At 67.6% G+C, this 23,402-nt stretch carries 25 protein-coding genes; 15 read left to right on the top strand and 10 right to left on the bottom strand.

The window, feature by feature from the left end; genetic code table 11:
- Positions 1–237: 237 nt before the first annotated feature.
- A complete protein-coding gene (locus tag E3T23_RS03070) occupies positions 238–837 on the bottom strand; it encodes a hypothetical protein (protein ID WP_134368943.1) in 600 nt (199 codons plus the stop codon).
- Between the two features lie 138 nt (positions 838–975).
- On the opposite strand from E3T23_RS03070, the gene E3T23_RS03075 reads away from it, so the two are divergent.
- Positions 976–1,812, top strand: a complete 837-nt coding sequence (locus E3T23_RS03075; RefSeq protein ID WP_134368944.1) for an SDR family NAD(P)-dependent oxidoreductase — start codon at positions 976–978, stop codon at positions 1,810–1,812.
- Here E3T23_RS03075 and E3T23_RS03080 read toward each other — a convergent pair.
- A complete protein-coding gene (locus tag E3T23_RS03080; protein WP_134368945.1) occupies positions 1,796–2,113 on the bottom strand; it encodes a hypothetical protein in 318 nt (105 codons plus the stop codon). The two genes, E3T23_RS03075 and E3T23_RS03080, sit on opposite strands and share 17 nt — an antisense overlap.
- A gap of 29 nt (positions 2,114–2,142) precedes the next feature.
- The gene (locus E3T23_RS03085) at positions 2,143–2,493 is read right to left on the bottom strand and encodes a toxin-antitoxin system YwqK family antitoxin (RefSeq protein WP_134368946.1); all 351 of its coding nucleotides are present in this window, start codon (positions 2,491–2,493) and stop codon (positions 2,143–2,145) included.
- A 197-nt stretch (positions 2,494–2,690) separates the two neighbouring features.
- Here E3T23_RS03085 and E3T23_RS03090 point away from each other — a divergent pair, with 197 nt between their 5' ends.
- The 6 genes from E3T23_RS03090 (at position 2,691) to rbsD (ending at position 8,576) form a co-directional block, all read left to right on the top strand.
- Positions 2,691–3,722 (top strand): LacI family DNA-binding transcriptional regulator, encoded by a 1,032-nt coding sequence (locus E3T23_RS03090; protein ID WP_134368947.1) that lies wholly within the window; start codon positions 2,691–2,693, stop codon positions 3,720–3,722.
- Between the two features lie 34 nt (positions 3,723–3,756).
- Positions 3,757–5,271 (top strand): sugar ABC transporter ATP-binding protein, encoded by a 1,515-nt coding sequence (locus E3T23_RS03095; protein WP_134368948.1) that lies wholly within the window; start codon positions 3,757–3,759, stop codon positions 5,269–5,271.
- 11 nt (positions 5,272–5,282) lie between these two features.
- On the top strand, positions 5,283–6,254 hold the full coding sequence (locus E3T23_RS03100; RefSeq protein ID WP_134368949.1) for an ABC transporter permease: 972 nt from the start codon (positions 5,283–5,285) through the stop codon (positions 6,252–6,254).
- Positions 6,255–6,331: 77 nt separating this feature from the next.
- Positions 6,332–7,276 (top strand): D-ribose ABC transporter substrate-binding protein, encoded by a 945-nt coding sequence (locus tag E3T23_RS03105; protein ID WP_134368950.1) that lies wholly within the window; start codon positions 6,332–6,334, stop codon positions 7,274–7,276.
- Positions 7,273–8,196 carry a ribokinase gene (locus E3T23_RS03110; protein ID WP_134368951.1) on the top strand — a complete coding sequence of 308 codons (924 nt, stop codon included), beginning with the start codon at positions 7,273–7,275 and terminating at the stop codon, positions 8,194–8,196. The genes E3T23_RS03105 and E3T23_RS03110 overlap by 4 nt, the downstream gene beginning before the upstream one ends.
- Positions 8,193–8,576, top strand: coding sequence for a D-ribose pyranase (gene rbsD / locus E3T23_RS03115; RefSeq protein WP_134368952.1), 384 nt, complete (start codon positions 8,193–8,195; stop codon positions 8,574–8,576). The genes E3T23_RS03110 and rbsD overlap by 4 nt, the downstream gene beginning before the upstream one ends.
- A 14-nt stretch (positions 8,577–8,590) precedes the next feature.
- Here rbsD and E3T23_RS03120 read toward each other — a convergent pair whose 3' ends face one another.
- Positions 8,591–9,472, bottom strand: coding sequence for an NAD-dependent epimerase/dehydratase family protein (locus E3T23_RS03120; RefSeq protein WP_134368953.1), 882 nt, complete (start codon positions 9,470–9,472; stop codon positions 8,591–8,593).
- A 73-nt stretch (positions 9,473–9,545) separates the two neighbouring features.
- Here E3T23_RS03120 and E3T23_RS03125 point away from each other — a divergent pair, with 73 nt between their 5' ends.
- Positions 9,546–10,091 (top strand): pyridoxine/pyridoxamine 5'-phosphate oxidase, encoded by a 546-nt coding sequence (locus tag E3T23_RS03125; RefSeq protein ID WP_134368954.1) that lies wholly within the window; start codon positions 9,546–9,548, stop codon positions 10,089–10,091.
- Between the two features lie 12 nt (positions 10,092–10,103).
- On the opposite strand, the gene E3T23_RS03130 is transcribed toward E3T23_RS03125, so the two are convergent.
- Positions 10,104–10,364 (bottom strand): hypothetical protein, encoded by a 261-nt coding sequence (locus E3T23_RS03130; protein WP_134368955.1) that lies wholly within the window; start codon positions 10,362–10,364, stop codon positions 10,104–10,106.
- A 232-nt stretch (positions 10,365–10,596) separates the two neighbouring features.
- Here E3T23_RS03130 and E3T23_RS03135 point away from each other — a divergent pair, with 232 nt between their 5' ends.
- From E3T23_RS03135 to deoC, 5 genes are all read left to right on the top strand, one after another.
- On the top strand, positions 10,597–11,091 hold the full coding sequence (locus E3T23_RS03135) for a MarR family winged helix-turn-helix transcriptional regulator (RefSeq protein WP_134368956.1): 495 nt from the start codon (positions 10,597–10,599) through the stop codon (positions 11,089–11,091).
- Between the two features lie 232 nt (positions 11,092–11,323).
- Complete coding sequence (locus E3T23_RS03140) at positions 11,324–12,406, top strand: sigma-70 family RNA polymerase sigma factor (protein ID WP_134368990.1); 1,083 nt, start codon at positions 11,324–11,326, stop codon at positions 12,404–12,406.
- Between the two features lie 178 nt (positions 12,407–12,584).
- Complete coding sequence (locus tag E3T23_RS03145; protein ID WP_134368957.1) at positions 12,585–13,295, top strand: hypothetical protein; 711 nt, start codon at positions 12,585–12,587, stop codon at positions 13,293–13,295.
- A gap of 117 nt (positions 13,296–13,412) precedes the next feature.
- The gene (locus E3T23_RS15115) at positions 13,413–13,559 is read left to right on the top strand and encodes a hypothetical protein (protein ID WP_166806178.1); all 147 of its coding nucleotides are present in this window, start codon (positions 13,413–13,415) and stop codon (positions 13,557–13,559) included.
- A 179-nt stretch (positions 13,560–13,738) separates the two neighbouring features.
- The gene (deoC, locus tag E3T23_RS03150) at positions 13,739–14,458 is read left to right on the top strand and encodes a deoxyribose-phosphate aldolase (RefSeq protein ID WP_241977561.1); all 720 of its coding nucleotides are present in this window, start codon (positions 13,739–13,741) and stop codon (positions 14,456–14,458) included.
- Between the two features lie 17 nt (positions 14,459–14,475).
- On the opposite strand, the gene E3T23_RS03155 is transcribed toward deoC, so the two are convergent.
- From E3T23_RS03155 to E3T23_RS03165, 3 genes are all read right to left on the bottom strand, one after another.
- Positions 14,476–16,164: an ABC-F family ATP-binding cassette domain-containing protein gene (locus E3T23_RS03155; protein WP_134368958.1), complete on the bottom strand. Its 1,689-nt coding sequence runs from the start codon at positions 16,162–16,164 to the stop codon at positions 14,476–14,478.
- Between the two features lie 37 nt (positions 16,165–16,201).
- On the bottom strand, positions 16,202–18,700 hold the full coding sequence (locus tag E3T23_RS03160) for a transglycosylase domain-containing protein (protein ID WP_134368959.1): 2,499 nt from the start codon (positions 18,698–18,700) through the stop codon (positions 16,202–16,204).
- A gap of 115 nt (positions 18,701–18,815) precedes the next feature.
- Positions 18,816–19,280 carry a MarR family winged helix-turn-helix transcriptional regulator gene (locus E3T23_RS03165; RefSeq protein ID WP_134368960.1) on the bottom strand — a complete coding sequence of 155 codons (465 nt, stop codon included), beginning with the start codon at positions 19,278–19,280 and terminating at the stop codon, positions 18,816–18,818.
- Positions 19,281–19,389: 109 nt separating this feature from the next.
- Here E3T23_RS03165 and E3T23_RS15895 point away from each other — a divergent pair, with 109 nt between their 5' ends.
- A complete protein-coding gene (locus E3T23_RS15895) occupies positions 19,390–19,650 on the top strand; it encodes a chloride channel protein (RefSeq protein WP_338145442.1) in 261 nt (86 codons plus the stop codon).
- Between the two features lie 243 nt (positions 19,651–19,893).
- Here E3T23_RS15895 and E3T23_RS03175 read toward each other — a convergent pair whose 3' ends face one another.
- Both E3T23_RS03175 and E3T23_RS03180 read right to left on the bottom strand, forming a co-directional pair.
- A complete protein-coding gene (locus tag E3T23_RS03175; protein ID WP_166806179.1) occupies positions 19,894–21,045 on the bottom strand; it encodes a nucleoside hydrolase in 1,152 nt (383 codons plus the stop codon).
- A gap of 68 nt (positions 21,046–21,113) precedes the next feature.
- On the bottom strand, positions 21,114–22,505 hold the full coding sequence (locus E3T23_RS03180) for an MFS transporter (RefSeq protein ID WP_134368962.1): 1,392 nt from the start codon (positions 22,503–22,505) through the stop codon (positions 21,114–21,116).
- Positions 22,506–22,619: 114 nt separating this feature from the next.
- On the opposite strand from E3T23_RS03180, the gene E3T23_RS03185 reads away from it, so the two are divergent.
- Positions 22,620–23,402 carry a GntR family transcriptional regulator gene (locus E3T23_RS03185; RefSeq protein ID WP_134368963.1) on the top strand — a complete coding sequence of 261 codons (783 nt, stop codon included), beginning with the start codon at positions 22,620–22,622 and terminating at the stop codon, positions 23,400–23,402.

Consider the following 23,402-nt stretch of genomic DNA (forward strand, 5'->3'; position numbering starts at 1 on the left):
GTAACCAGCCCTGTTCGCGTCTCAACCGCCCGGCAACGGATGCCACGCCGTCGCGTCGGCATTCCGCCGCGAATCCTCAGGCTACAGCCCCGCCGCCGGCCTCACCCGGCCGCGAGAGCGCACAATCTGCCTTGGGCGGTGCCATGAGGGCCGATTGTGCGCTCTCGTGGGAGTGGGTCAAGTCGTGGGAGGGGGTGGTTCGGACGTGCGGGCGGGCCTGGCGTGGGGAGGGCAGGCTCAGAAGCCGAAGTCGCCGCCGAAGTCTCCGCCGCCGCCGAAGTCGCCGCCCCCGCCGGAGTCTCCTCCGCCGGAGTCCGAAGCCGCGTCGCCGCCGGAGTCGCCGGAACCGGAGTCGGCGCCTGAGGCTTCCGCCCCGCCGGGGTCCATGGGCAGGAAAGCGCTCACGAGCGCCGACCCGATCACATAGCCGGCCACGGTGCCGAGCAGGGAGCTGCCGACCATGCTGCCGAAGCTCGGCCCGCCCTGCCCCTGACCGCCCTGGCCCTGGTTGCCGAACGCGCGGGTGAGGGTGCCGGGCTGGCGCAGTTCCGCCCGGGTGGCGGCCTGGGCCAGTGTCGCCGGTTCGGCGTTCGCCGGGCGTTCGCTCGCATCGGCGTTCTCGCTGAGCTGGCGGAACAGGAGGTCGCGCTGCTCATCGGTCAGCTTGCTGAAGGCCTCCGAGTGCACCTGCTCGATCGTCTCGGGCGGGGCCGTGCGCAGCAGGTACTGATAACGCTCGACGGCGATCTCGTCGTCGGTGCGCTGCGGTGCGGCGGCGCGCTGTTGCTGCTCGGGCCGCTGGGGCTCGGTGCCGAAAAGGCGGTCGAAGAATCCCATGGTGTGCTCCTCGGTTGGGTGGGTCTGGGGCGTTGTCCTCTACGATTCCACCCGTCGCTGGGTAGGTGCTGGAATCTGCTGCCGGCCCGGCTGCCCTCCCGCCCAACGCGCGGCGGATCTTCTTGGGATGATGGGGCCATGACTCGAACCGTTTCCGGAGCCCTTGTGCTGATTACCGGTGCCGCCAGCGGCATGGGCCGCCTCTATGCCGAGCGGGCCGTCGCCGAAGGAGCGAAGGCCGTGATCCTCTGGGACCGTGACGCCGGGGCGCTGACCCGCGTCGCCGGCATCCTCGGTGATCGGGCCGGCGAGGGCACTCTCGTGGCCCCGTATGTCGTGGACATCGCCGACCTCGGCGCGATCGCGCAGTCCGCCCAGCGGGTGCGCACGGAGGTCGGCGACCCGGACATCGTGATCAACAACGCCGGCATCGTGCGCGGGGCCTTCTTCTGGGAGCATGACAACGGTGCCGACACCCGGCCGACCATGCAGATCAACGCCCTCGCGCCGATGTACATCACCCGCGAGTTCCTGCCGGCGATGATGGCCAACCGTGGTCGGGAGTCGCGGATCGTGAACATCGCATCGGCGGCCGGGATGCTCTCGAACCCCCGAATGAGCGTCTATGCGGCGTCGAAGGCCGCCCTGATCGGGTGGAGCGACTCGCTGCGACTGGAACTGCGGCAGCAGCGGTTCGGGCAGGTGAAAGTCACGACAGTCAGCCCCAGCTATATTTCGACAGGCATGTTCGAGGGCGCCCGCGGCCCGCTGCTGACGCCGGTGATGACCCCGGAGTACGTGGTCGACCGGGTCTGGCACGCGATGCTCGCCGGAACGCCCCTGCTCACCATGCCCTGGACGGTCCAGCTGTCGAAGGTGGCCCGCGGGCTGCTGCCGCTGCCTCTCTGGGACCTGGTCGCCGGACGTGTCTTCGGTGTCTACGGCTCCATGGACAAGTTCACCGGCCGCCCCTGACCCATTCCCGCCCGTCCGATGCCTCTGTGAAAAGTCGTTCGTCGCGGCCGACGTTGACGATCTGGCCGTCTGCGGCGATCTGGTCGGTGGTGCGCGGGAAGTAGGCCCGCTTCTCCCGCGCGGAAATGCCCGCCTCGTCGAGCCGGTCGCGCAGTCGCCTCGCGAGGTTGAAGACGTGGTCTGCGTTCAGCGACGAGGCCTCGCCGAGGAGGGGCTCGAGGACGGTGCTGAGTTTATCGGCGGTGACGGCGGCATCAATCTGCCCGAGACCCGCGCGGATGGACTTTCGACAACCGGACACGCTCGACCACCGGGCGGGGTGGCGGCGGGCTAGCGGAAGGTGTGGGACTTCCGGAGGGACCCGTCGGGATTGTAGAAAGCCCAGTCGCCGGTGCGCCTGCCGGCACGCCACGCCCCCTCGTCCAGGAGGGATCCGTTCTCGTGCCAGCGTTGCCAGGGGCCATCCTGCTTGCCCTCGACGAAGTCGCCCCTCTGGAGCAGCTCGCCGTTCTCCCGCCACCAGGTCCAGCGACCGTCGAACTCGCCGTGAACGAAGGTGCCCTCGGCCTTGAGCTGGCCGTTGCGGTACCAATTACGCCACGGTCCATGCTTCCTGCCGGCGACGATGGGTCCCTCGCCCATGAGTGTCCCGTCTTGATACGTGTCCCGCTGAATCGTCATGGTCGCCTCCCGCGCTGTACCGGCATGCTACTTCTGTGAGTCGCAGAGCCCGAGGGCGGGCACCCGACCGGCGCAATCTTTTTTTGCGTGGACACATTGACAGCCCCGTTCGAAGAGAACTAGTATGGAATCGTTTCCATGGAAACGATTCCACGACCACAACAACAGGTGCCCGCACGAACACGAAGAGGTGAGAGATGGTTGCCATCACGATCAAGGATGTCGCCGCACTCGCCGGCGTCTCCGTGGCCACCGCCTCCCGGGTCCTCTCCGGCAGCCCGGCCACCTCGCCCGAGGCTCGGGCCAGCGTCGTAACCGCGGCCGCCCAGCTCGACTACCGGCCCAACGCCCAGGCGCGGGCCCTGCGCCGCACCCACACCGAATCCATCGGCCTGCTGGTGTCGGATGTGCGCAACCCCTTCTTCGCCGACCTCGCCCACACGGTGGAACAGGCCGCCCTGGCGGCCGGTTACGTCACCCTGCTCGGCAACGCGAACGAGCGCAAGGAACAGCAGGACCGGTACCTGGAAACCCTGATCTCCAGGCGGGTGGACGGCATCGTCGTGGCCCCGCTCGGGGACGGGAGCGGCAGCATCCGTTCGCTGATCAAGCGCAGGATCCCCACGGTCTTCGTGGACCGCACCGTGGACGGCCTCGACGTGCCGAGCGTGACCACCGACAGCGAAACCGGCATCCGCCAGGCCGTGGCCCACCTCGCCGCCGTCGGTCACACCCGCATCGGCTACATCTCGGGCCCGCAGGCCACCTCGACCGGACGGGACCGGTTCGCCGCCTTCACCCGCGCCGTGGCCGACCTCGGCCTCAGCCAGGACCCCGAGCTGGTCTACTTCGGGGACTTCCAGGCGGCCAGCGGTTCCCTGGGCGTTCACGCACTGCTCGAACTGCGCCGGCCACCCACGGCCCTGCTCGCCGCCGACAGCCCGATGGCCGTGGGCGCGATCGCCATCCTGCACAAGCGCGGGCTGCGCATCGGCCGCGACATCGCATTGATCGCGTTCGACGACATCGAGTGGTTCGCACTGCTCGACCCGGCGTTGAGCGTCATCTCGCACAGCGTCGAGGACATGGGCCGGATCGCGGTGAAGATGCTGCTCGAAGTCATCGGCGGCGGCAGCCCCGAATCGGTGGTGCTTCCCAGCGAACTGCTCATCCGGGAGTCGTCGTCGGCGCCCGCCCCAGGCGCACCCATCTCCCCAGAATTCGTCTAACCCTCAGCCGGGCCGAGCCCGAGGAAGAACTGATATGAGTCAACAACCACTGGTCACCCTGCAGAACGTGGGCAAGACCTTCGGACCGGTGACGGTCATCAAGGACGTCACCGTCAGCGTCTACGCCGGTCAGGTGCAGGTTCTGCTGGGCGAGAACGGCGCCGGCAAGTCCACCCTGATCAAGATGATGGCGGGGGTTTACCAGCCGGATGCGGGCCACATCGTGGTGGACGGTCAGACGGTCACCCTGCCGACCACCCGCGCGGCCGAGGAACTCGGCATCGCCACGATCCATCAGGAACTGAACCTCGTTTCCACCATGAGCATCGCTGAGAACGTCATGCTCGGGCGGATGCCCACCAAGCACGGCCTGGTCGACCGTGGCGCCCTGCGCAACCGGGCACGCGCGGCCCTCGCCCTGATCGGCCTCGACGTCGGCGTCGACACCCTGGTCGGGGACCTCGGCATCGCCCAGCAGCAGCTGGTCGAGATCGCCAAGGCGTTGAGCATCAACGCCCGCATCCTGATCCTGGACGAGCCCACCGCGGCGCTGACCCGTCACGAGACCGAGAGCCTGTTCGCCGTGATGGCCGACCTGCGCCGCCGCGGAGTGGGCATGCTGTTCATCAGCCACCACCTCGACGAGATCGCCGAAGTCGGCGACACCGTCACCGTGCTGCGCGACGGCGAGTTCATCGCCGAGGTTCCCGCCTCCACCCCCGAAGACGAGCTCGTGAAGCTCATGGTCGGCCGCAGCATCGAGGACCAGTACCCGCGGGCGACCGGCGCAGTGAGCCAGACGGCCGAGATCCTCACGGTGGACCACCTCACCTCCACCGGCTCGTTCGATGACATCACCTTCAGCGTCAAGGCCGGCGAGGTGCTCGGCATCGCCGGGCTGGTCGGCGCCGGACGCACCGAACTGATCCGCGCCATCGCCGGGGTCGACCGGTACACTTCCGGCACGGTCGCCGTGCGCGGCCAGAACCTGCCGAACGGCAGCATCCAGGCGGCAATCGCCGCGGGCATCGGGCACGTGCCCGAAGACCGCAAGGGACAGGGGTTGGTGCTCGAGGCATCCGTCAACGACAACCTCGGCTACGCCACCCTCTCCTCCACGGCCAAACTGGGCCTGGTCGACTTCGCGGGCCAGCGACGCCGGGCCGGCGAGGTGGCGAAAAAACTGCGCATCCGGATGCACACCATCGACCAGCCGATCGGCGCACTCTCCGGAGGCAACCAGCAGAAGGCCGTGTTCGGCCGCTGGATCATCGCCGCCTCCACGGTACTGCTGCTCGACGAGCCCACCCGCGGTGTCGACGTGGGCGCCAAAGTCGAGATCTACGAGCTGATGAACGCGATCACGGAGGCCGGGGGATCCATTCTCATGGTCTCCAGCGAGCTGCCCGAGATTCTCGGTATGAGCGATCGCATCCTCGTGATGCGCGACGGCCGGCTCGCCGGCGAACTCACCGCGGCCGAGGCCACCCAAGACGCAGTTATGACACTCGCCGCCCGCGATGTCGACGAGAATCACGAACAGAGATAGGGAACCACACCATGTCCACCACAACCCTGCCGGCGAAGCGCCGCGGCCTCGACTACAAGAAATTCCTCGCCAACAACGGTGCCCTCGTCGGACTCGTCGTGCTCTGCCTCGCCCTGTTCATTGCGACTCCCGACTTCCTGACCGCACAGAATCTGCTCAACATCGGCATCCAGGTGTCCACGGTGGCCGTGCTGGCCTTCGGGATGACCTTCGTCATCGTGGCCGGCGGGATCGACCTCTCGGTGGGTGCCGTGGCGGCCCTGTCGGCCATGTCGTCGGGCTGGATGTTCGCCAGCGCCGGCCTCCCCGGCTGGCTCGCCCTCCTCGGTGGCCTGTTCATCGGGGCCCTGGCCGGCACCATCAACGGTCTGGCCAACGCTTACGGCAAACTGCCCTCCTTCATTGCCACGCTCGCCATGCTCAGCGTGGCCCGTGGGCTGACCCTGGTCATCTCCGACGGCCGCCCGATCAAGATGCCGGCCGAGGTCTCCTTCCTCGGTGGCAACCTGGGTCCGGTCCCGATGCCCATCATCATCCTCGTGCTCGCCGCCCTGGCCGCCTCCTTCCTGCTCAACCGCACGGTGATCGGCCGCTCGATGTACGCGGTCGGTGGCAACGCCGAAGCCGCCCGGCTTTCGGGCCTGCCGGTCAAGCGCATCCTCGTCACCGTCTTCGCCCTGGCCGGCCTGTTCGCTGCCCTCGCCGGGCTGTTGCTCGCCGGGCGCCTCGACTCCGCGCAGCCTCAGGCCGCTGCCGGCTACGAACTCGACGCCATCGCGGCCGTCGTGATCGGCGGCGCCTCCCTCGCCGGCGGTCTCGGCAAGATCTCGGGCACCTTCGTCGGCGCCCTCGTGCTCGTCGTCATCCGCAACGGGCTCAACCTGCTGAACGTGACGTCGTTCTGGCAGCAGGTCGTGATCGGCCTCGTGATCGCCCTCGCAGTGGGCATCGACGTGCTGCGCCGCAAGACCCGTAGCAGCTGACCTGGCCGACGCCCGGCATCCGTTACCCAACAACCGTTCCCTCCATCCATCCATCCATACCCACAAAGGAATACACCATGAAGTCCTCCTCATTTCGCAAAATCGCGGCACTGACCGCCACCGCCGCACTGATCCTGGTGGGCACCACGGCCTGCGGCCGCGGCGGCGGGGACGAGGCGTCCGGCACGAAGATCGTGATGGCCCTCTCCACGCTGAACAACCCGTTCTTCGTGGAGCTGCGCGACGGCGCACAGGCTGCCGCCGACGAGGCCGGCGTGCAGCTGAACATCGTCGACGCGCAGAACGACTCGGCCACGCAGGCCAACCAGCTCGCCACCGCCGCCTCGGGCGGCACCAAGGCCGTCATCGTGAACCCGGTCGACTCCGACGCCGCCTCCTCCTCCGTGAACGAGCTGCTCAGCGCCGACATCCCCGTCATCGGGGTCGACCGCACCGTCAACGGCGCCGACCTGAACTCGCTCGTCGCGAGCGACAATGTGGCCGGAGGCCGTCAGGCCGCCGACGAACTCGCCAAGGCCATGGGCGAAAAGGGCAGCGTCATCCAGCTGCAGGGTGTCTCCGGCACCTCGGCCAGCCGCGACCGCGGCCAGGGTTTCGAAGAGGGCATGAAGGCCTACCCGGACATCACCGTGGTGGCCAAGCAGACCGCCAACTTCGACCGTGCCGCCGCGCTCGACGTGACCACGAACCTGCTGCAGTCCAACCCCGGCGTGACCGGCCTCTTCGCCGAGAACGACGAAATGGCCCTCGGCGCCATCCAGGCGCTCGGCTCGCGTGCCGGCACCGAGGTCTCGGTCGTCGGTTTCGACGGCACGTCCGACGGACTCGCCGCCATCGAGGCAGGCACCCTGGTCGCCACCATCGCGCAGCAGCCGGCCGAACTCGGCAAGCTCTCCGTTGAACTCGCCATCAAGGCCATCGCGGGCGACAAGATCGAGAAGACCGTCCCGGTTGAGGTCGTCTCCGTCACGAAGACGAATGTCGGCGACTTCAGCAAGTGAGTGACTCCGCCAGCACGGTCGTCGTCGTCGGGTCGATCAACGTCGACCAGCTGATCACCATCGAACGCCACCCGCTGCCCGGTGAGACCCTCATCGGAACGTCGATGGAGTTCCTCCCCGGAGGGAAAGGGGCCAACCAGGCCGTCGCGGCCGCCCAACTGGGCGCCACGGTGCGCATGGTCGGCCTCGTGGGCCGGGACCCGCAGGCCGAGGTCGCCACCGCGATCCTGACCCGCTCCGGAGTGGACCTGTCGAATGTGCGCGCGGTGGACGGCCCGACCGGGCTGGCCCTCGTCACCGTTGCCGCCGACGGCGAGAACACCATCGTGATCATCCCCGGCGCCAACGCGCTGATGGGTGCGGAGGCCGTCGAGGCCGGCGCGACCGTCATCGCCGAGGCCGCCGTGGTCGTGCTCCAGGGTGAGATCCCCGCGGAGGGCATCATGGCGGCACTGCGGTTGGCCACCGGCCGGGTGGTGCTGAACCTGGCGCCCGTGATCGAACTGGATGCCGCGAGCATCCGCCGGGCCGACCCGCTGGTCGTCAACGAGCACGAGGCTGCCCTCGTGCTCGCGCAGCTCGCCCCGAATACCGTCATCCCCACGGAGGACGCCGAGCTCGTCGCCCGACTTCTCGATTCGGGCGTTCCCTCGGTTGTGCTCACCCGCGGTGCGAAGGGAGCCATCTGCGCCGACCGGGACGGCACCCACAGCGTGGCCTCGCCCACCGTCGTCGCCGTGGACAGCTCGGGGGCCGGCGACGCGTTCGTCGGCGCCCTCAGCGCGCAGCTGGCGGCCGGGGCGAGCCTCTCCGAGTCCGTGCGCCGGGCCGTGCGTGTAGGCGCCTTCGCGGTGCAGTCGCGCGGAACGCAGACGTCCTATCCCACCCTGGACGATGAACTGCCGCGGGTGCGCGCATGAAGCGCCGCGGCATCCTGAACGCCGACCTCGCCGGCGCCCTGGCCCGCCTCGGGCACACCGATGTCGTTCTTCTCGCCGATTGCGGTATGCCGATTCCCGCCGGTGTTCCCGTGATCGACCTGGCGCTCGTGCACGGTGTGCCGCGTTTCGAGCAGGTGCTCGACGCCCTGCTCGAGGAGATGGTGTTCCAGCACTGCGTTGCCGCAGTGGAGGCGAAAACCGCCCCCGCGGGAGCGTGGCTGGCAGACCGGTTCGACGGGATCGAGTACATCAGCCACTCCGAGCTGAAGGACCTCTCGGCCTCGGCCAAGCTCTTCATCCGCTCGGGTGAGGCGACGCCGTATGCGAACGCGGCGCTGGTCTGCGGCGTCTCGTTCTAGACGTCTCGTTCCAGCTACGGGTGACGGATGCTTCCGCCCGCCAACACGGCCCGGTAGCCCTCCCGGTAGGTCGGGTACCTGAACGTGAAACCCGTGCTCAGCAGCAGCCGGTTGCGGAGGCGCTTGTCGCCTCCGCGCCGGCTGTCGGCCGTTGCGGGCGTGGCGGCGCTTGCGGGCGCGGCGCGTGCTTCCGGTGCCGGTGCCGGCAGGCCGAGCTCCTCGGCCAGGAAAGCCAGCACCTCGTCACTGCGCACCGGTGCGCTGTCGACGCCGATGTAGACGGCTGCCGGCTCGTCCTCCCGCAGCATCAGATGCACGATCGCGGCCGCGGCATCGTCCCGGTGGATGCGGTTCGTGTGCCGAGCCGAGGCGGACACGATGGCGCGGCCTTCCCGCACCTGGGTGATCAGGCGCTCCCGGCCGGGGCCGTAGATGCCCGCCAGGCGGAAGACGACGGCCGCGGGGATGCGGGCGTGCAGCATCCGTTCGGCTTCGAGCAGAATGGCATCGGTGCCGGGCCGCGGGTTCGCGGGCGTCTCTTCGTCGACCCAGCTTCCATCGGCCACATCGTAGACGGCGGTCGAGGAGACCAGCAGCACGCGGCGGGGCATGACGCGGGCCTCGTCGAGGGCGTCGAGGAGGTTGCGCAGACCGTCGACGTAGGCCGCCCGGTAGACCGCGGGACCGCGGTTGCCCGCGGCGAGGGCAACGATCACGATCTCGGTGTCGGTCGGCACGACCGGTTTCGCCACGCTGAGGTCGACGGACTGGCCCTCGATGCCCGCAGGGAGCACGGCCACGTTGCGGCGCAGGCCCACCACCTTGTGCCCGAGCGCCGCAAAACGCAGGCCGACCTCCGTGCCGACGTCGCCGCACCCTGCTATGAGTACCGTCATCCCGCTCCTCCGTTTGTCTCCAACGCTAGCGGCCCTCTCTGAACTCCGACAGCCGGCGCAGTAGGCTCGCGGCGTGAGCGAATCATTCCGCAGTATGCTGCGTTCCCTGCCGGACTTCCCCGCCGATCTGCCGGTTTTCGATCCGGCGTCGGCCCCTCCGGACCCGGCCGACCTGTTCCGTGCCTGGCTTGACGAGGCACTCGCGGCCGGGGTCCCCCAACCGCACTCGTTCAGCCTGGCCACCGTCGGCGCCGCGGGGATGCCCTCGTCGCGCATGCTGATCCTCAAGAACCTCGACGCCGAGGGCTGGCACTTCGCCACCTCGCGGGCGTCACGCAAGGGCCGGGAGCTGACGCAGCATCCGCTGGCCGCGATGAATTTCTTCTGGTCGGCGCTGGGGCGCCAGGTGCGCGTGGTCGGCACGGTCGTGGAGCTGTCGGCGGATGCCTCGGCCGCGGACTGGGCCGAACGGCCCGGCGCCGACGGTTCACTGAACCCCAGCTGGCAGCTGTACGCCCTGCGTCCGGTCGAGGTCGAGTTCTGGCAGGCCGACCCCGGCCGGAGGCATGTGCGCCACCGCTACCTGACCGATGCGGAAGAGCAGCCGCGTCGACCGTGATCACATCCGGTGCTAGAAATCCTCGTAGGTGACGGCCTCTTCGGCGAGGAGCTGCGTCCATGGTTCCGGTCGGGGGGAGCGGACTCTCTGCAAGGTGATGGTGGAGTTCGGGGTGATCAGCAGGGTGGTCAGGAACCCGGCCGAATTGGTCACATTGATGAACCCGCCACCTTGCTGCACCGCATCGGCGACGGATGTTTTCCAGGCCGCCAGGTCATCGTCGGTGTCGACAAAATAACGGTCACCATTCACGGTCAGGCGGTACTCATTCATGGATACTCGTTCATGGATACAGACCCTGTCTCTCAGCGGACCCTGAAGCGCCACACGGTGGTTCAGCAGAGATCAAACGATGCCTGATGAATTGGCGTCGGGAAGTAATATATAGCGATTAGTTTGTATTTCAAACTATTTTGTGTTGGAAGATGATGAGAGTCGTCGCTAGGGTGAATGCGAAAGTGCCGAAGATCGAGCCGAGGATTCTTCGTTGCCGTCGGGAGAAATCATGTTCAAGGAAAACGGCTCCGGCCAGGTTCTTGACGGCGTCGCGGCTGCGGTGGTCGTCCTGCTGAGAGCGCTGGACAAGACCCGGGCCGGGATGGCGGCAGAGGCCGGCTTCACGGGCTCGGAGATTCGGGTACTTTTCCGGATTTCGGAAGCGGGCCGGGTGACACCGAAGACGTTGGCTGTTTCCACAGACCTCTCGATGGGCGCGGTGACCGCGATCTCTGACCGGTTGGTCGCTCGGAATGTTGTGTGTCGAGTTGCCAACCCGGATGACCGGCGCAGTCTGTTCCTGGAGCTGACGGCAACGGGCGAGACGCTCATGGAGAGCCTCTACGACGATTTTCGCGCCCTGATCGCCCAGGTTCAAGGGACGATGTCGTGCGCTGAGCAGGCGCTGCTCGAGGCGCAATTGCTCAGTATCGCGGCAGCGCTTGGATACGATTTGGAAGAAGGGCTTGCGGGAACTCAAATCTCAGCCATCAAGAGTTCCTGACCCCCCGACGCACTCCTGATTTCCGGCCCAGAGCATAAATTTTTTTGCCGCCCGTGGTGAGCAGATGGTGAATTCGGACGCCCGAATTCCGGGCACGCTGCCGGCCCCCGGATCTGCTGTGTGGGCACGTTGCCAGAGCGGGCGAATGCGGCCCGATCCGGCGTGATTTTGCCTCTTGAGGAGGCTCGGCCAGGTGTGTATTCTCAACCTGAATTTATTCGGGCAGGTTGAAATGTTAAATAGTGATGAATCCTCACGCGCTCGTGCTGCAGTGAGTGACGTTGAGGTTTCTCCAACCTCACCGGACCACGACTTCAGGGTTGGCACGACGAAGGAGTCGGACCCCGAACAACGCTCAACTGTGTTGACCGCAGCCCCACCGGTTGCCGTACCTCGGTCCACAACGGCGCGATTGGACCGGGGGCCGACGGATACGTTCGGTTTCTACCTGCGAAAGATCGGCAGGGTGGACCTGCTCAGCGCGGAGGAGGAGGTCGACCTGGCCCGGCGAATGGAGGTGGGCCTGTTCGCGGCGGAGCGGCTCGCCCGCGGGGACGCCGATCCTGCTCTGACCCGGGAGCTGACCTGGCTTGCCCGGTACGGTGACCTGGCAAAGACCCGGTTCATCGAGGCCAACCTGCGGTTGGTGGTCAGCGTCGCCAAACAGTACTCCGGCCGCGGGATTCCGATCATGGATCTGGTCCAGGACGGAAACCTCGGTCTGCTGCGCGCGGTGGAGAAATTCGACTTCACGACCGGGTACAAATTCTCCACCTACGGCATGTGGTGGATCCGGCAGTCCATCCACCGGGGCATGGTCGGCGCAGCACGAACCATTCGGATCCCGGTGCACACCGTGGAGAGGCTCAACAAGGTCAAGCGCGTCCGCCGCGACCTCACCGGCACACTGCACCGCGACCCCACCATTACGGAGCTGGCAGAGGCCTGCCGGGCTCCGGAGGCCGACGTGCGGGCGTTGCTCGACTGGGACGTCGAACCAATCTCGTATCAAACCCCGCTCGGCGAGGGCCTGGCCGACATCTCCGAGCTGATCATGGACGACGACCTGCCCCAGCCGGAGGAATATGCGGCGCTGGCCCTGCGCCGGTCTGACATCACGTTTCATCTCGATGCGTTGCCCACACGGGAGCGAATGATTCTGGAGGCCCGGTACGGGTTCAACGGCGATCAACCTCGTACGCTCGACCAAATCGCCGTCCGTGAAGGTGTGACCCGGGAACGAATCCGCCAGCTTGAGAAACGGGCCCTGGCGATGATGCGCGTCCCGGCACTCGAGCTCTACCTCAGAGAGTGAGGCTCGCCGGCGGGCCCCACTCCTTGCCGTGAATCTCCCCTAAACGCGAAATTCCGCGCCATATTTGTGTGACGAATGCCCTCCGAGATACGACTACGTTTTGAGAGATTCTCGCGGAGGTCATGTTCTGCCTCGGCAGGACGAGGCTCATACCTGTATCAGTAGAGGAGCAACTGCCATGGCAACACACGACTCATCCGGTCCCGACAGCACTCGAAACATCGACGACCGCAACTCCGCCGCAACGGTTCCCGCGGGCAATGCCGCAACGGTTCCCGCGGGCAATGCCGCAACGGTTCCCGCGGGCAATGCCCCGATCATCCGCGACGAGGTCATCGGCCGCGACGAGGTCATCGCCCGCGACGAGACCCGCCTGGGCGGGATCAAGTGGGGATCGGCGTTCTTCGGCTGGCTCACCGCCACCGGGACCGCCGTCATCCTCACCGCATTGTTCGCTGCCGCCGGAGCCGCAGTGGGCATGGGCGGGGCCGATTCAGCCGACCAGGCTGCCGAGAACGCCGGCACCATCGCCCTGATCGGCGCCATTGTGCTCGCGGTCGTGGTGTTCGTGTCCTATTTCTGCGGCGGTTACGTCGCCGGTCGCATGGCCCGTTTCAACGGAGCCAAGCAGGGAATCGCGGTCTGGGTGTGGGCGATCGTGATCGCTGCGATCACCGGGATCATCGGCGCCATTGCCGGCGGCCAGCTCAACGTTCTGGAAAACGTGAACAGCATGCCCAGCATCCCGCTCGATCAGGGAGACCTCACGGCGGGCAGCATCATCACCGCGATCGTGATCGTTTTCATCAGCCTCGCCGGCGCGATCGTCGGCGGACTCGCCGGGATGCGGTTCCACCGTCGCGTGGACCGCGAAGTACTCGCCCGCTGACTCCCAGCACATCACACCAACACAACACACCAGCACGGGGCGGCTGGGCAGGCGCAGTTCCGGCCAGCCGATTCCCAACTCCTGCACCCAAGAAACGTCAAACGGAAAGAGACCTTCATGGCTCGCTTGCTCAAGTTCGTCCCCGTAATCCTGACCTTGCTCACGAAATACCTGCGCAGCCCGCGGGGGAAGGCCATGATCCAGAAGGTGCGCTCGTCGCGCCGCCGGCCGAAGACTGCCGGTAACGCCCGCGCGGGGTTCTGAACATTGTCGCGGCGCCCAGGCTCGTGGAGCCCGGGCGCCGCGGTGTTATAGCCCACCGACCGTCATCGGTTGGCGGGCTCGTGGCGTGAGGGAAGCGTAGTGTCGTTCGAGGAGTTCGGCGAATCGGGCAGTGTGCCCGAGGTTCCCCGAAACTCATCACCGACTAAGGACGCACCACCATGACATCCAGCACCATGACCACCACCACCACCACTTTCCTCGATGCCGCAAGCGTCGCCCGCTACATCGACCACACCCTCCTTCTGCCCGGCGCCTCCGCCGACGACGTGACCGCGCTCGTCACCGAGGCCATCGAGCTCGGCGCCTACTCGATCTGTGTCTCCCCGTCGATGCTGCCGCTGCGCATCCCCGCCGGCGCCGATCTTAAGGTCGCTGTCGTCTGCGGTTTCCCCAGCGGAAAGCACCACAGTGCCATCAAGGCCGCCGAAGCCGCCCTCTCCATCGAGCAGGGAGCCGACGAGATCGACATGGTCATCGACATCGGTGCGGCTAAGGCCGGCCGATTCACCGAGGTGCAGGACGACGTCGCCGCAGTGCGGGCCGTCATCCCCGCGCCGGGGGTGCTCAAGGTGATCATCGAATCCGCGGCGCTGACCGATGCCGAGATCGTCGGCGCGTGCCAGGCCGCCGTCGCCGCGGGTGCCGACTTCGTCAAGACCTCCACCGGTTTCCACCCCGCCGGTGGGGCGACCGTGCACGCGGTGCGCCTGATGAAGCAGACCGTGGGCGACCGGGCCGAAATCAAGGCCTCCGGCGGGGTGCGCAGCTTCGACGACGCCCTGGCCATGATCGATGCCGGCGCGACCCGTCTCGGTGTCTCCGGTAGCGCCGCGCTGCTCTCGGGCGCCACCTCGGCCGAACCGGCTGGTAGTTACTAGCAACTAGCTACTAGCTACTAGCTGCTTTGATCTGCCCAGGTCTCGGTCACCTGGCCGTTGTCCACCTGCCAGTGCCGGTCCGTGTGCACATTGGCCAACATCCGTCGGTCGTGGGTGACCAGCAGCAGCGTGCCCTCGTAGGACTCGAGGGCCTGCTCGAGCTGCTCGATGGCGGCCAGGTCGAGGTGGTTCGTGGGTTCGTCCAGCACGAGCAGGTTGATCCCGCGCGCCTGCAACAGCGCGAGGCCCGCGCGGGTGCGCTCGCCGGGGGAGAGGTCGGCGGCCGGACGGTTGACGTGGTCGGCCTTGAGCCCGAATTTCGCGAGCAGGGTGCGCACCTCGGCCGTGGACAGGTCGGGCGCCAGCGCCTCGAAGCTGGTGGCGAGAGGCCGGGTGCCATCGAGCTGGGCCCGGGCCTGGTCGATCTCCCCGATGCTCACGCGGGCGCCGAGGCTGGCCGTGCCGGCATCCGGAACCTGTCTCCCCAGCAGCGCCCGTAGCAGCGTGGACTTGCCGGCCCCGTTGGGCCCGGTGATGCCGATGCGTTCGCCCGCGTTGATCTGCAGCGACACCGGCCCGAGGGTGAAATCGCCCTGGCGGAGAACCGCGTTGCTCAGCGTGGACACCACCGAGCTGGACCGGGGCGCGGAACCGATCGTGAAGTCGAGCTGCCACTCCTTGCGCGGCTCGTCGACCTCCTCGAGGCGCGCGATGCGGCTCTCCATCTGCCGCACCTTCTGCGCCTGCTTCTCGCTGGACTCGGCGGATGCCTTGCGCCGGATCTTGTCGTTGTCGGGAGCCTTCTTCAGGGCGTTCCGCACTCCCTGGCTCGACCATTCGCGCTGGGTGCGGGCCCGTCCCACGAGGTCGGCCTTCTTCTCGGCGAACTCGTCGTAGTGCTCGCGCTTCTGCCGACGGGACGTTTCGCGCTCCTCCAGATAGGAGTCGTAGCCGCCGCCGAACACCCGGTTGGCGCCCTGGGCGAGGTCCAGTTCGAGCACGCGCGTCACGCAGCGCGCCAGGAACTCACGGTCGTGGCTGACGAGCACGACCCCGCCGCGGAGGCCCGTGACGAAGGCCTCCAGGCGTTCCAGACCGTCGAGGTCGAGGTCGTTGGTGGGCTCGTCGAGCAGCACGATGTCGAAGCGCGACAGCAGCAGGGCGCCGAGTCCGACCCGGGCTGCCTGGCCGCCGGAAAGGGACGTCATCAGGGTGTGCTCGGCGCGCTCGGTACCGAGGTTGAGGCCGAGGTCGGCGAGCACCGCGGGCATCCGTTCATCGAGGTCGGCGGCGCCGCTGGCCAGCCAGCGCTCGAGGGCGGCCGAGTACGCGTCGGCCGGGTCGAGGCCGTCGGGTCGCGGGCTCGGTGAGGCATCGCCCAGAGCGGATGCCGCGTCGTCCATCTCGAGGGTCGCCTGGGCGCAGCCGGTGCGCCGGGCGATGTAGCCGGCGACGGTCTCACCGGACAGGCGCTCGTGCTCCTGCGGCAGCCAGCCGACGAAGGCGTCGGCCGGGGCGAGGCTGACGGTGCCGGACTGGGGTTCGGCGAGGCCGGCGAGCAGGTTCAGCAGGGTGGACTTGCCCGATCCGTTCACGCCGACGACGCCCACGACGTCGCCGGGCGCGACGGTGAGGTCGAGCGAGTCGAAGAGGGTGCGGTGTGCGTACCCGCCGGCCAGGCCCTTGGCCACGAGTGTTGCGCTCATCCGTCTATTTTCTCATTGTTGCAACCGCGTCGGGGCATCAGCCGAGTGCGCCCACGGTAAGGGTGACGGTGTCCCCAGCCCGCGCGAGGGATCCCGAACGGGGCGTCATTGCGTTGACCCTCCCGACCTGTTCCGGGTCGGTCACGATCTCGGCGACCGTGACCACGGAGTAGCCGGTGAGCCTGGCCCGAGCAACGCTTTCACTGAGTCCGATGACATCGGGCAGAAGTTTCAGGGTGGCGTCGCTGGTGTAGACGGTGACCGTCGAATCGGGGCTGGCCGTTGTGCCGCCGGCCGGAGCCGAACGGGCCACCGTGCCCGAGGGCAATTCGGAGGCTGTGGCACCGCCGTCCACGACGGTGAATCCGGCAGACTCGAGGGCGGCCTGCGCCTTCGCGAGCGATTGGCCACGCACGTCCGGTACGGCGACCGGCTCACCGTGGACCGTCCTGGCTGATGCTTCGGTGAAGGCTTCCCCCCCATATTTGGCGTTGGCGACCGACATGACGTCAGGCCACATCCGATGACGGGCGGTCGCGGCCTGCCCGCTGTCGAAGTAGATCCGGCGTTGGTTGTCTGACCCGGTGACGGTGACCACGCCCGCGACGGTCGCGACCCGGGAGCTGGCCCCGCTCATCCAGGTGTCCTTGTTACCGTCGGTGGTTCCGGTCTTGCCGATCATAGGAACGCGCGGGGAGGTGTTCCGATAGGACTGGTTGGCGGTGCCCTCGGTCATGACCCGGTGCATCGCGTGTGTCATCCCCGCGGCCACCGCCGACGAAACCGATTGGGTGCAATCGGACTGGGAAATCGGGATCTCGGCGCCTCCCGGGCCGGTAACGCTGTCGATGCCGACGGGGGTGCAGGTCGTGCCGTCGTTGGCGATTCCGGCGAAGGCGGCGGCCATCGTGAGGGGTGCGATCTCGTTCGTGCCGAGCACGGAGGACGGTCCCTGTGCCAGCGGGTCGAGGGTGGCGCGATGCACCCCGAAGGCTTCGGCGGTTTTACGGATGCCGCACAGGTCGAGTTTCTTTGCCATGCCGATGTAACCGGTGTTGATGGAGCCGATCGTCGACTGGAGGGCGCTGTAGTTGCTGCCGGACTCGTTGTCATCGTTCTTCGGGTTGAAGACGTAGCTCGCGTTGCCGTTGCAGCTGTCCTTGAAGACGCCCCAGTCGGATTTGCGCCGGGAGTCGACCCGCTCGTTGAGCGAGTGCCCCTCCGCCAGCCACTCGCCCAGCGTGAACACCTTGTAGGTTGAGCCCGGCTGGAAGCCGCTGGACCCACCCTGGCCGAAATCGGTGTTGTAGTTGATGGCGGTGTAGTTGGCGCCGGTCGATTGCACGGCCGGATCCTGGCTGTAGTCCTTGTTCTGGGCCATTGCGAGCACCCGCCCGGTGCCGACCTCCACACTGGTGACCACTCCGCCGACGTCCCAGCCGGGATAGGTGGCGGGGACGTTCGCGGCCAGAGTGGCCACGGCCGCGTTTTGCAGGTCGAGGTCGAGGGAGGTGTAGACGCTGTAGCCGCCGCGGCGGAAATTGAGCTGACGGCTGTCCTGGCTCTTCCCGAAGGCCGGGTCGTGCAGAAGCTGTTTGGTGACGTAGTCACAGAAGAAGGCGTTGGAGCCGGCCGTCTTGCAGCCGGTGCTGGGCTGCGTAATGGTCGGCTCAATGGGAGTGGCGACGGCCGAGTCGTGCTGTTCCTGGCTGATCTTGCCGTGGGTGAGCATCTCGCCGAGGATGTAGTCTCTCCGGCTCTTGTTGGCGGCATAGCCATTCGCCCCTCCGTTCGTGTCGCTGGCCGGGTGGTCGAGCTGGAACTTGCCGGGGTTGTTCACGATCGCCACCAGGCTCGCCGACTCCGGAAGGGTCAGCGTCGCGGCGGTCGTGGCGTAGTAGTAGTTCGCGGCCGCTTCGATGCCGTACACCGTGCCGCCGAAGCCGGTGATATTGAGGTACTGGCGGAGAATGTCGTTCTTGGTGTACTTCTTCTCCAGGCCGATCGCCATTCGCATTTCCTTGAGCTTGCGATCCGGTGTGGTTTCGGTTGCGGCCAGGTAGCAGACGCTCTGATCGGTCTTGTCCTGGAGGACCTCGCACTTCTGAACGAGTACATTCTTGACGTACTGCTGGGTGATCGACGACCCGCCCTGGGTGGCGCTGCCGCTGGCCGTTCTCAGCACGGCACGGACGGTGCCCTGAAGGTCGACTCCGCCATGGTCGTAAAAGCGCGGGTCCTCGCCGGCGACGGCGGCGTCCTTGACGAATTGGCTGATCGCATCCCACTCCACCTCGACCCGGTTCTGGTCGTAAAAGGAGGCCAACAGCACGTTGGTGCCGTCGGTCTGAGTGGCGTAGATGTTGCTCTTCTGCGAGAGCTGGTCAATCGCGAGGTAGCTGGGCAGATTCTCAAAAACGGTTATCGCGTTCGTGGCCGCCACGCTGGACAGGGCCAGCACCGGTGTGACGGCGGCCGCGGCGAGAATGCCGGCGAGGGCGCTGGTTGCGACAAAGCCGAGAAGCCCTCCAAGCACCCCGCCAAACGTACGGGGGTGGGAAGAGATGGTGGTCGTAGAGAAGATGTGATCGCTCCGGGTCGAACTCGTGGCCGTGCAGTCCAGGGCCAGGGGTAGTGCCGTACGGGGGCAGTCAGGTGCCCAGGGTGAGAAGATCCGACGCCGAGGTTTCGCCGGCGGCGTCGGCGAAGAGCTGCAATGCGTCGCGGACGGCCTTCTGCTGCTCCGCAGTCAGGGTCGAGAGGATCGCGGCGATGCCCTGCCGGCGACGCTCCGTGACATCGTCGACGAGTTCTCGGCCGCCCGAGGTGAGCGTGATCAGCACTTCGCGGCGGCTCTCGGGGCTTGGCCCCCGTTCAACCCAGCCTCCGGCAATCATGCGGTCAATCGACCGGCTGAAGGTGGACGGGTTGGCCCCCATCCGCTCCGCCAGGGTGCTCATGCGCGTGGGCCCGGCCGAGCTGAGCACGACCAGCACACGGAACTGTGGCAGCGTCACGACGTCCAGGGCCGCCGTGACAGACCGGGCAACCACGCCGAGTAAGGCGCGAGAGGCGGCGAGGGTGGCGTCGGCCGCAGCCGTAGTGAGCGCATCCATGCGGGGCTCCCTTGTTCGGTCCAAGTGATAAAGCTTTTATTGCATAAAAGCAATAGTTGCGATTGCGCACGCTGAGTCTACACATGAAGGAGCCTCGTGGCTTCCCTGGATCGGCGGTACGTTCGTCAACTTCGCACCGGTCGCCTGCGGTGCTGCCGGGGCGATCGCCGCAACCGTCAACGCTCCCATAGCCGCCGTCTTCTTCGCCCTCGAGCTCCTATTGCGCGATTTCGCGGCTCGTTCGTTCGGCATCCTTGTGCTGTCCTCGGTCACCGCCTCCATCGTCGGCCGGTCGATCCTGGGCGACGCTTGTGCGGGAGGTCATGACCGAGGCACCCGACGTGGTGAGCTCCCGGCTCACTCCGGCTGAAGGGGCCCGGATATTGCTCGGGTCAGGCAGGCGCGCCCTGCCGGTCATCGCGGGGGTGAGTTCATCGGAATCGTGACAGTCGCTGCCGTCTTTGACTCACTGGGCAACGACGACGACAGCGCGACGATCACCCTCGGCGCGTTGATCGAGACGCCCGCGGTGGCCGATCCCGACGACATCCTGGACAAGATTTTGGATGTGGTGCTGGCCGCCAGCGAGAGCGACGGACTGCCCGTTGTCGACTCAGACGGGTACCGGTTCCGCCTGCCTCCGGGCCCGAGCGGGCGCGAGTGCGCGGGCTCCGGCCGTAGCCAGAGCGCTAGCCGGCTCCGCTGCGGGCACGTGAACCGGGGCGGGCGCGAGAGTGAGGATCCGTTCCAGGAGCAGTGCCGCGGCATTGCGTCGCAGGGACAGCACCACCCGGGCCTCGTGCGGATTCTGCCCGGCAGGACCCGCTGTGGCAGGCAGCCCGCCGGCAGGCAGCCCGCCGGCAGGCAGCCCGCCCGGCCTCGCGGTGCCTGGTCCTCCGGCCGGAGCTCCCTCCACCTTGGTGAAATGGGTCTGGCCGCGGCGCGGGCCGGCGCTCGTGTCCACGCAGACGTGCAGGGTGGGCGCCCGCTCGGCCTCGAGGCTTCCGGTTGCGAAGGCCGCGGCGATGGAATTGTGCAGGGCGAAGCGCCGGGTGCTGAACTGCTTGCCGCACTGCGTCAGGCAGGTGCCGAGCATGGCGGCGAGTGCATGCTGGGTCAGCCCCGGGGCCGCGGTGAGTGCCCGCCGATGGGTCTCGTCGAAGGTGTGCGGCGCCGTCGCGTCGAGCGGGACCAGGGTCACCGGCCAGCTGGCCGCGAACACGTCCGCGGCGGCGGTCGGGTCGGCGGCGATGTTGCCCTCGGCGAATTTGCCGGCGTTGCCGGGCGCGAAGACGGCGCCGCCCATGATGGTGACCCGGCGCACGAGCCGGGGCAGTTCCGGGTCGGTACAGAGCGCTTCGGCCAGGTTCGTCAGAGGACCGACCGCGATGATCTCCAGTTCGCCGGGGTACTCGTGCGCCAGCCGGATCAGCAGTTCTGTGGCGCTGTCGTCGACCGGGCGGCGGGGCGAGCGGGGCAGCAGCACATCCCCGATCCCGTTGCGGCCGTGCATGTGGGCGGCCCCGCGCCGGGAGGTGCCGCTGACGGGCTCCCAGGCGCCGACCGCGACCGGGATGTCGTCACGACCGGCGGTCGCCAGCAGGCTCAGGGTGTTCGCCGCCGCGACGGCCGGGTTGACGCATCCGCTCACCGTGCCGATGCCGACCAGACGGATGCCCGGCGTCGCCAGCAAGAACGCGAGCGCCATCGCATCGTCGATCCCGGTATCGCAGTCGAGGTAGATCGGGCGGGGGTGGGGAGCCATCCTGAGTGTCATCGTTGACCATCCGTTCTCATCGTGCTGGTTCAGGGGTTCAGAAGTGGTGCGGGAGTTCATGCGGCGGGGCGCAGAATCAGGGAGGCCAGGAACGATGCCAGAGTGAGGCCCACCGAGATCCACAGGGCCGTCTGGAAACCGGCGACCGTTCCTGCGGCCACGACCGGCGCGACCAGGGCGATGCCGGTGCCGATGCCGATGCCGAAGCAGGCGCCGTTCAGGCCGGGCAGGGCCCCACGGGCCTCGGGCGGCGAGTTGAGCACGGAGACGCCGTTGACCGAACTCTGGAACAGGCCGAGGTAGAAGACACCCATCACGATGAGCAGGCCGAAGACCATCCAGCGGTCCATCGCGAACACGGCCAGTCCTGCCGTGATCAGGGCGATCACGCCGCTGCTCAGCCGCAGTGACGTGATCCAGCCGATCCGCACGGCTATCCAGCCGGAGAAGATCGCCGCGGTCACGCCGACGAGGGCGGTCGGGGTGAGGTAGAGCAGCGCCGACATCGACGCGGTGAGCCCGTAGCCCACCTGATCGTTCTGGCTGAGCATCACCACGGTGAAGTTGAGTGCGGAGAACACACCGGCCAGGGTGAGCACGGTGGAGAGCAAGAGCGGCCACACCTGCCGGGAACGCAGCGCGTGGATGGGGATGAGCGGCCGGCGGGTGCGGCTCTCGACCAAAACGAAGGCCACCGCGCTGACGGTCGCCCCGACGAGGTAGCCCATCGTCAGCGGGTCGGCCCAGCCTGCGGAGGACGCCTGCGAGATCAGGCTCGTGAGCAGTACCAGGAACAGGGACAGGATGCCGGCACCCCACCAGTCCATCGACCCGTCCTGGGTGGGCGGCTCGTCCTTCGGCACGAAGAGGGCGACGCAACTGATCGCGACCAGACCAAGGCAGAGGGTGATCACGAACAGGAAGCGCCAGCCGATGGTGTCGGTGACGTAACCGCCGAGGAAGCCGTCGACGCCGAACAGGCCGCCGTTGACCGAGGTGATGATGCCGACCGAGATGCCGAACAGGCGGTTGTTCAGACGCTCCGACAGAAGGAGGAAGGAGATCGTGAAGGTGGCGTTGGAGGCACCCTGCAGCACCCGGCCGAGCAGCAGCAGGGGGAGGCTCGGCGCGAGGGCGCAGATGACGGTGCCGATCAGCAGCACCGTCAGCACGATCACGAGGCTGCGTTTGCGGCCGAGGAAATCGCTCCAGCGGGAGAAGACCATGCCGAAGACCGCGCCGGAGAGGAAGAACACCGACTGAATCCGGGCGACGTCCTGCATGCTCTCGCCCAGTTGAGCGCCCACGGCCGGCAGGGCGGCGGAGAGGAGGGTGGCGTTCAGCTGAAAGGTCAGGATCGCCAGGACCAGCGTGCCGATCAACACGCCGGCGCGGGGAGTCCGCGCGCGCTCCACGACGGGAGCTGTTGCGAGGGGAAGCACGAGCATGACAAGACTCCTTCATTGGAGCAACCACGAGGTCGACACGCTCAGCATACATGCTTGTTATACAAGTACCAAGGAACGCACGCTAGGCTCGACTCACCGACCTGGGGAGCATCAATGGATCGACGCACGGAGGCGGCCCTGGCGGGTCCGCTCGAGACCAATGGAAGCCTGCCGTTGCGGGTGGCGGTGTACTCGCGGATCACCGAGGCGATCCGGAACGGATCCCTGCCGGTCGCATCCCTGCTCCCGTCGGAGTCGGAGCTCGGCACGGCGATGGGGGTGAGCCGCACGGTCGTTCGGGAAGCCCTCATGCTGCTGGAGGAAGACCGCTTCGTGCGCTCGCGCCGGGGCATCGGGCGCTTCGTCGCCGACCGGATGCCACACCTCGGCTTGCAGAAGATCCGCCCGATCGAGGAACTGCTCAGCGAGACCGGACCGCCCGCACAGGTGCGCCGCACTCAGGCTGCCCTGCAGTCCGCGTCGCCCGCGTTCACGGCCGATGCTATCGGGATTCGCACCGACGAGGCGTCTTGGTTCATCGAGAGCGTCGTCACCCGGGAGGGCGCCCCCATCGCTCTGATCCAGGAGCACCTGCCCGGAGACCGCCTCGGCCAGCTCGGTGAGGCGGCGGTGGCAGCCGTGTCCCAGGACGCGGGGCGCAGTGCGCTTGCCGCCCTCATCTCGGTGCTGGGCCCGACCTTCGGACCCGGCGAAACCGACATCACGCTCGGCGTTCCCGGTGCCACCCGCGGCAAGCTGCTCGGGCTGCCCGCCGGCAGCCCGGTGCTGATCCTCACCCAGACGCTCGATCACGACGGGCGCCCGTTCTACCTCTCGAAGGCCCTGATCAACTCGGACTTCGTGCAGTTGGCGATCAGCCACGCGGCGCAGTCCTGA

This window comes from Cryobacterium cheniae, from assembly GCF_004403395.1.
Classification (GTDB): Bacteria; Actinomycetota; Actinomycetes; order Actinomycetales; family Microbacteriaceae; genus Cryobacterium; species Cryobacterium cheniae.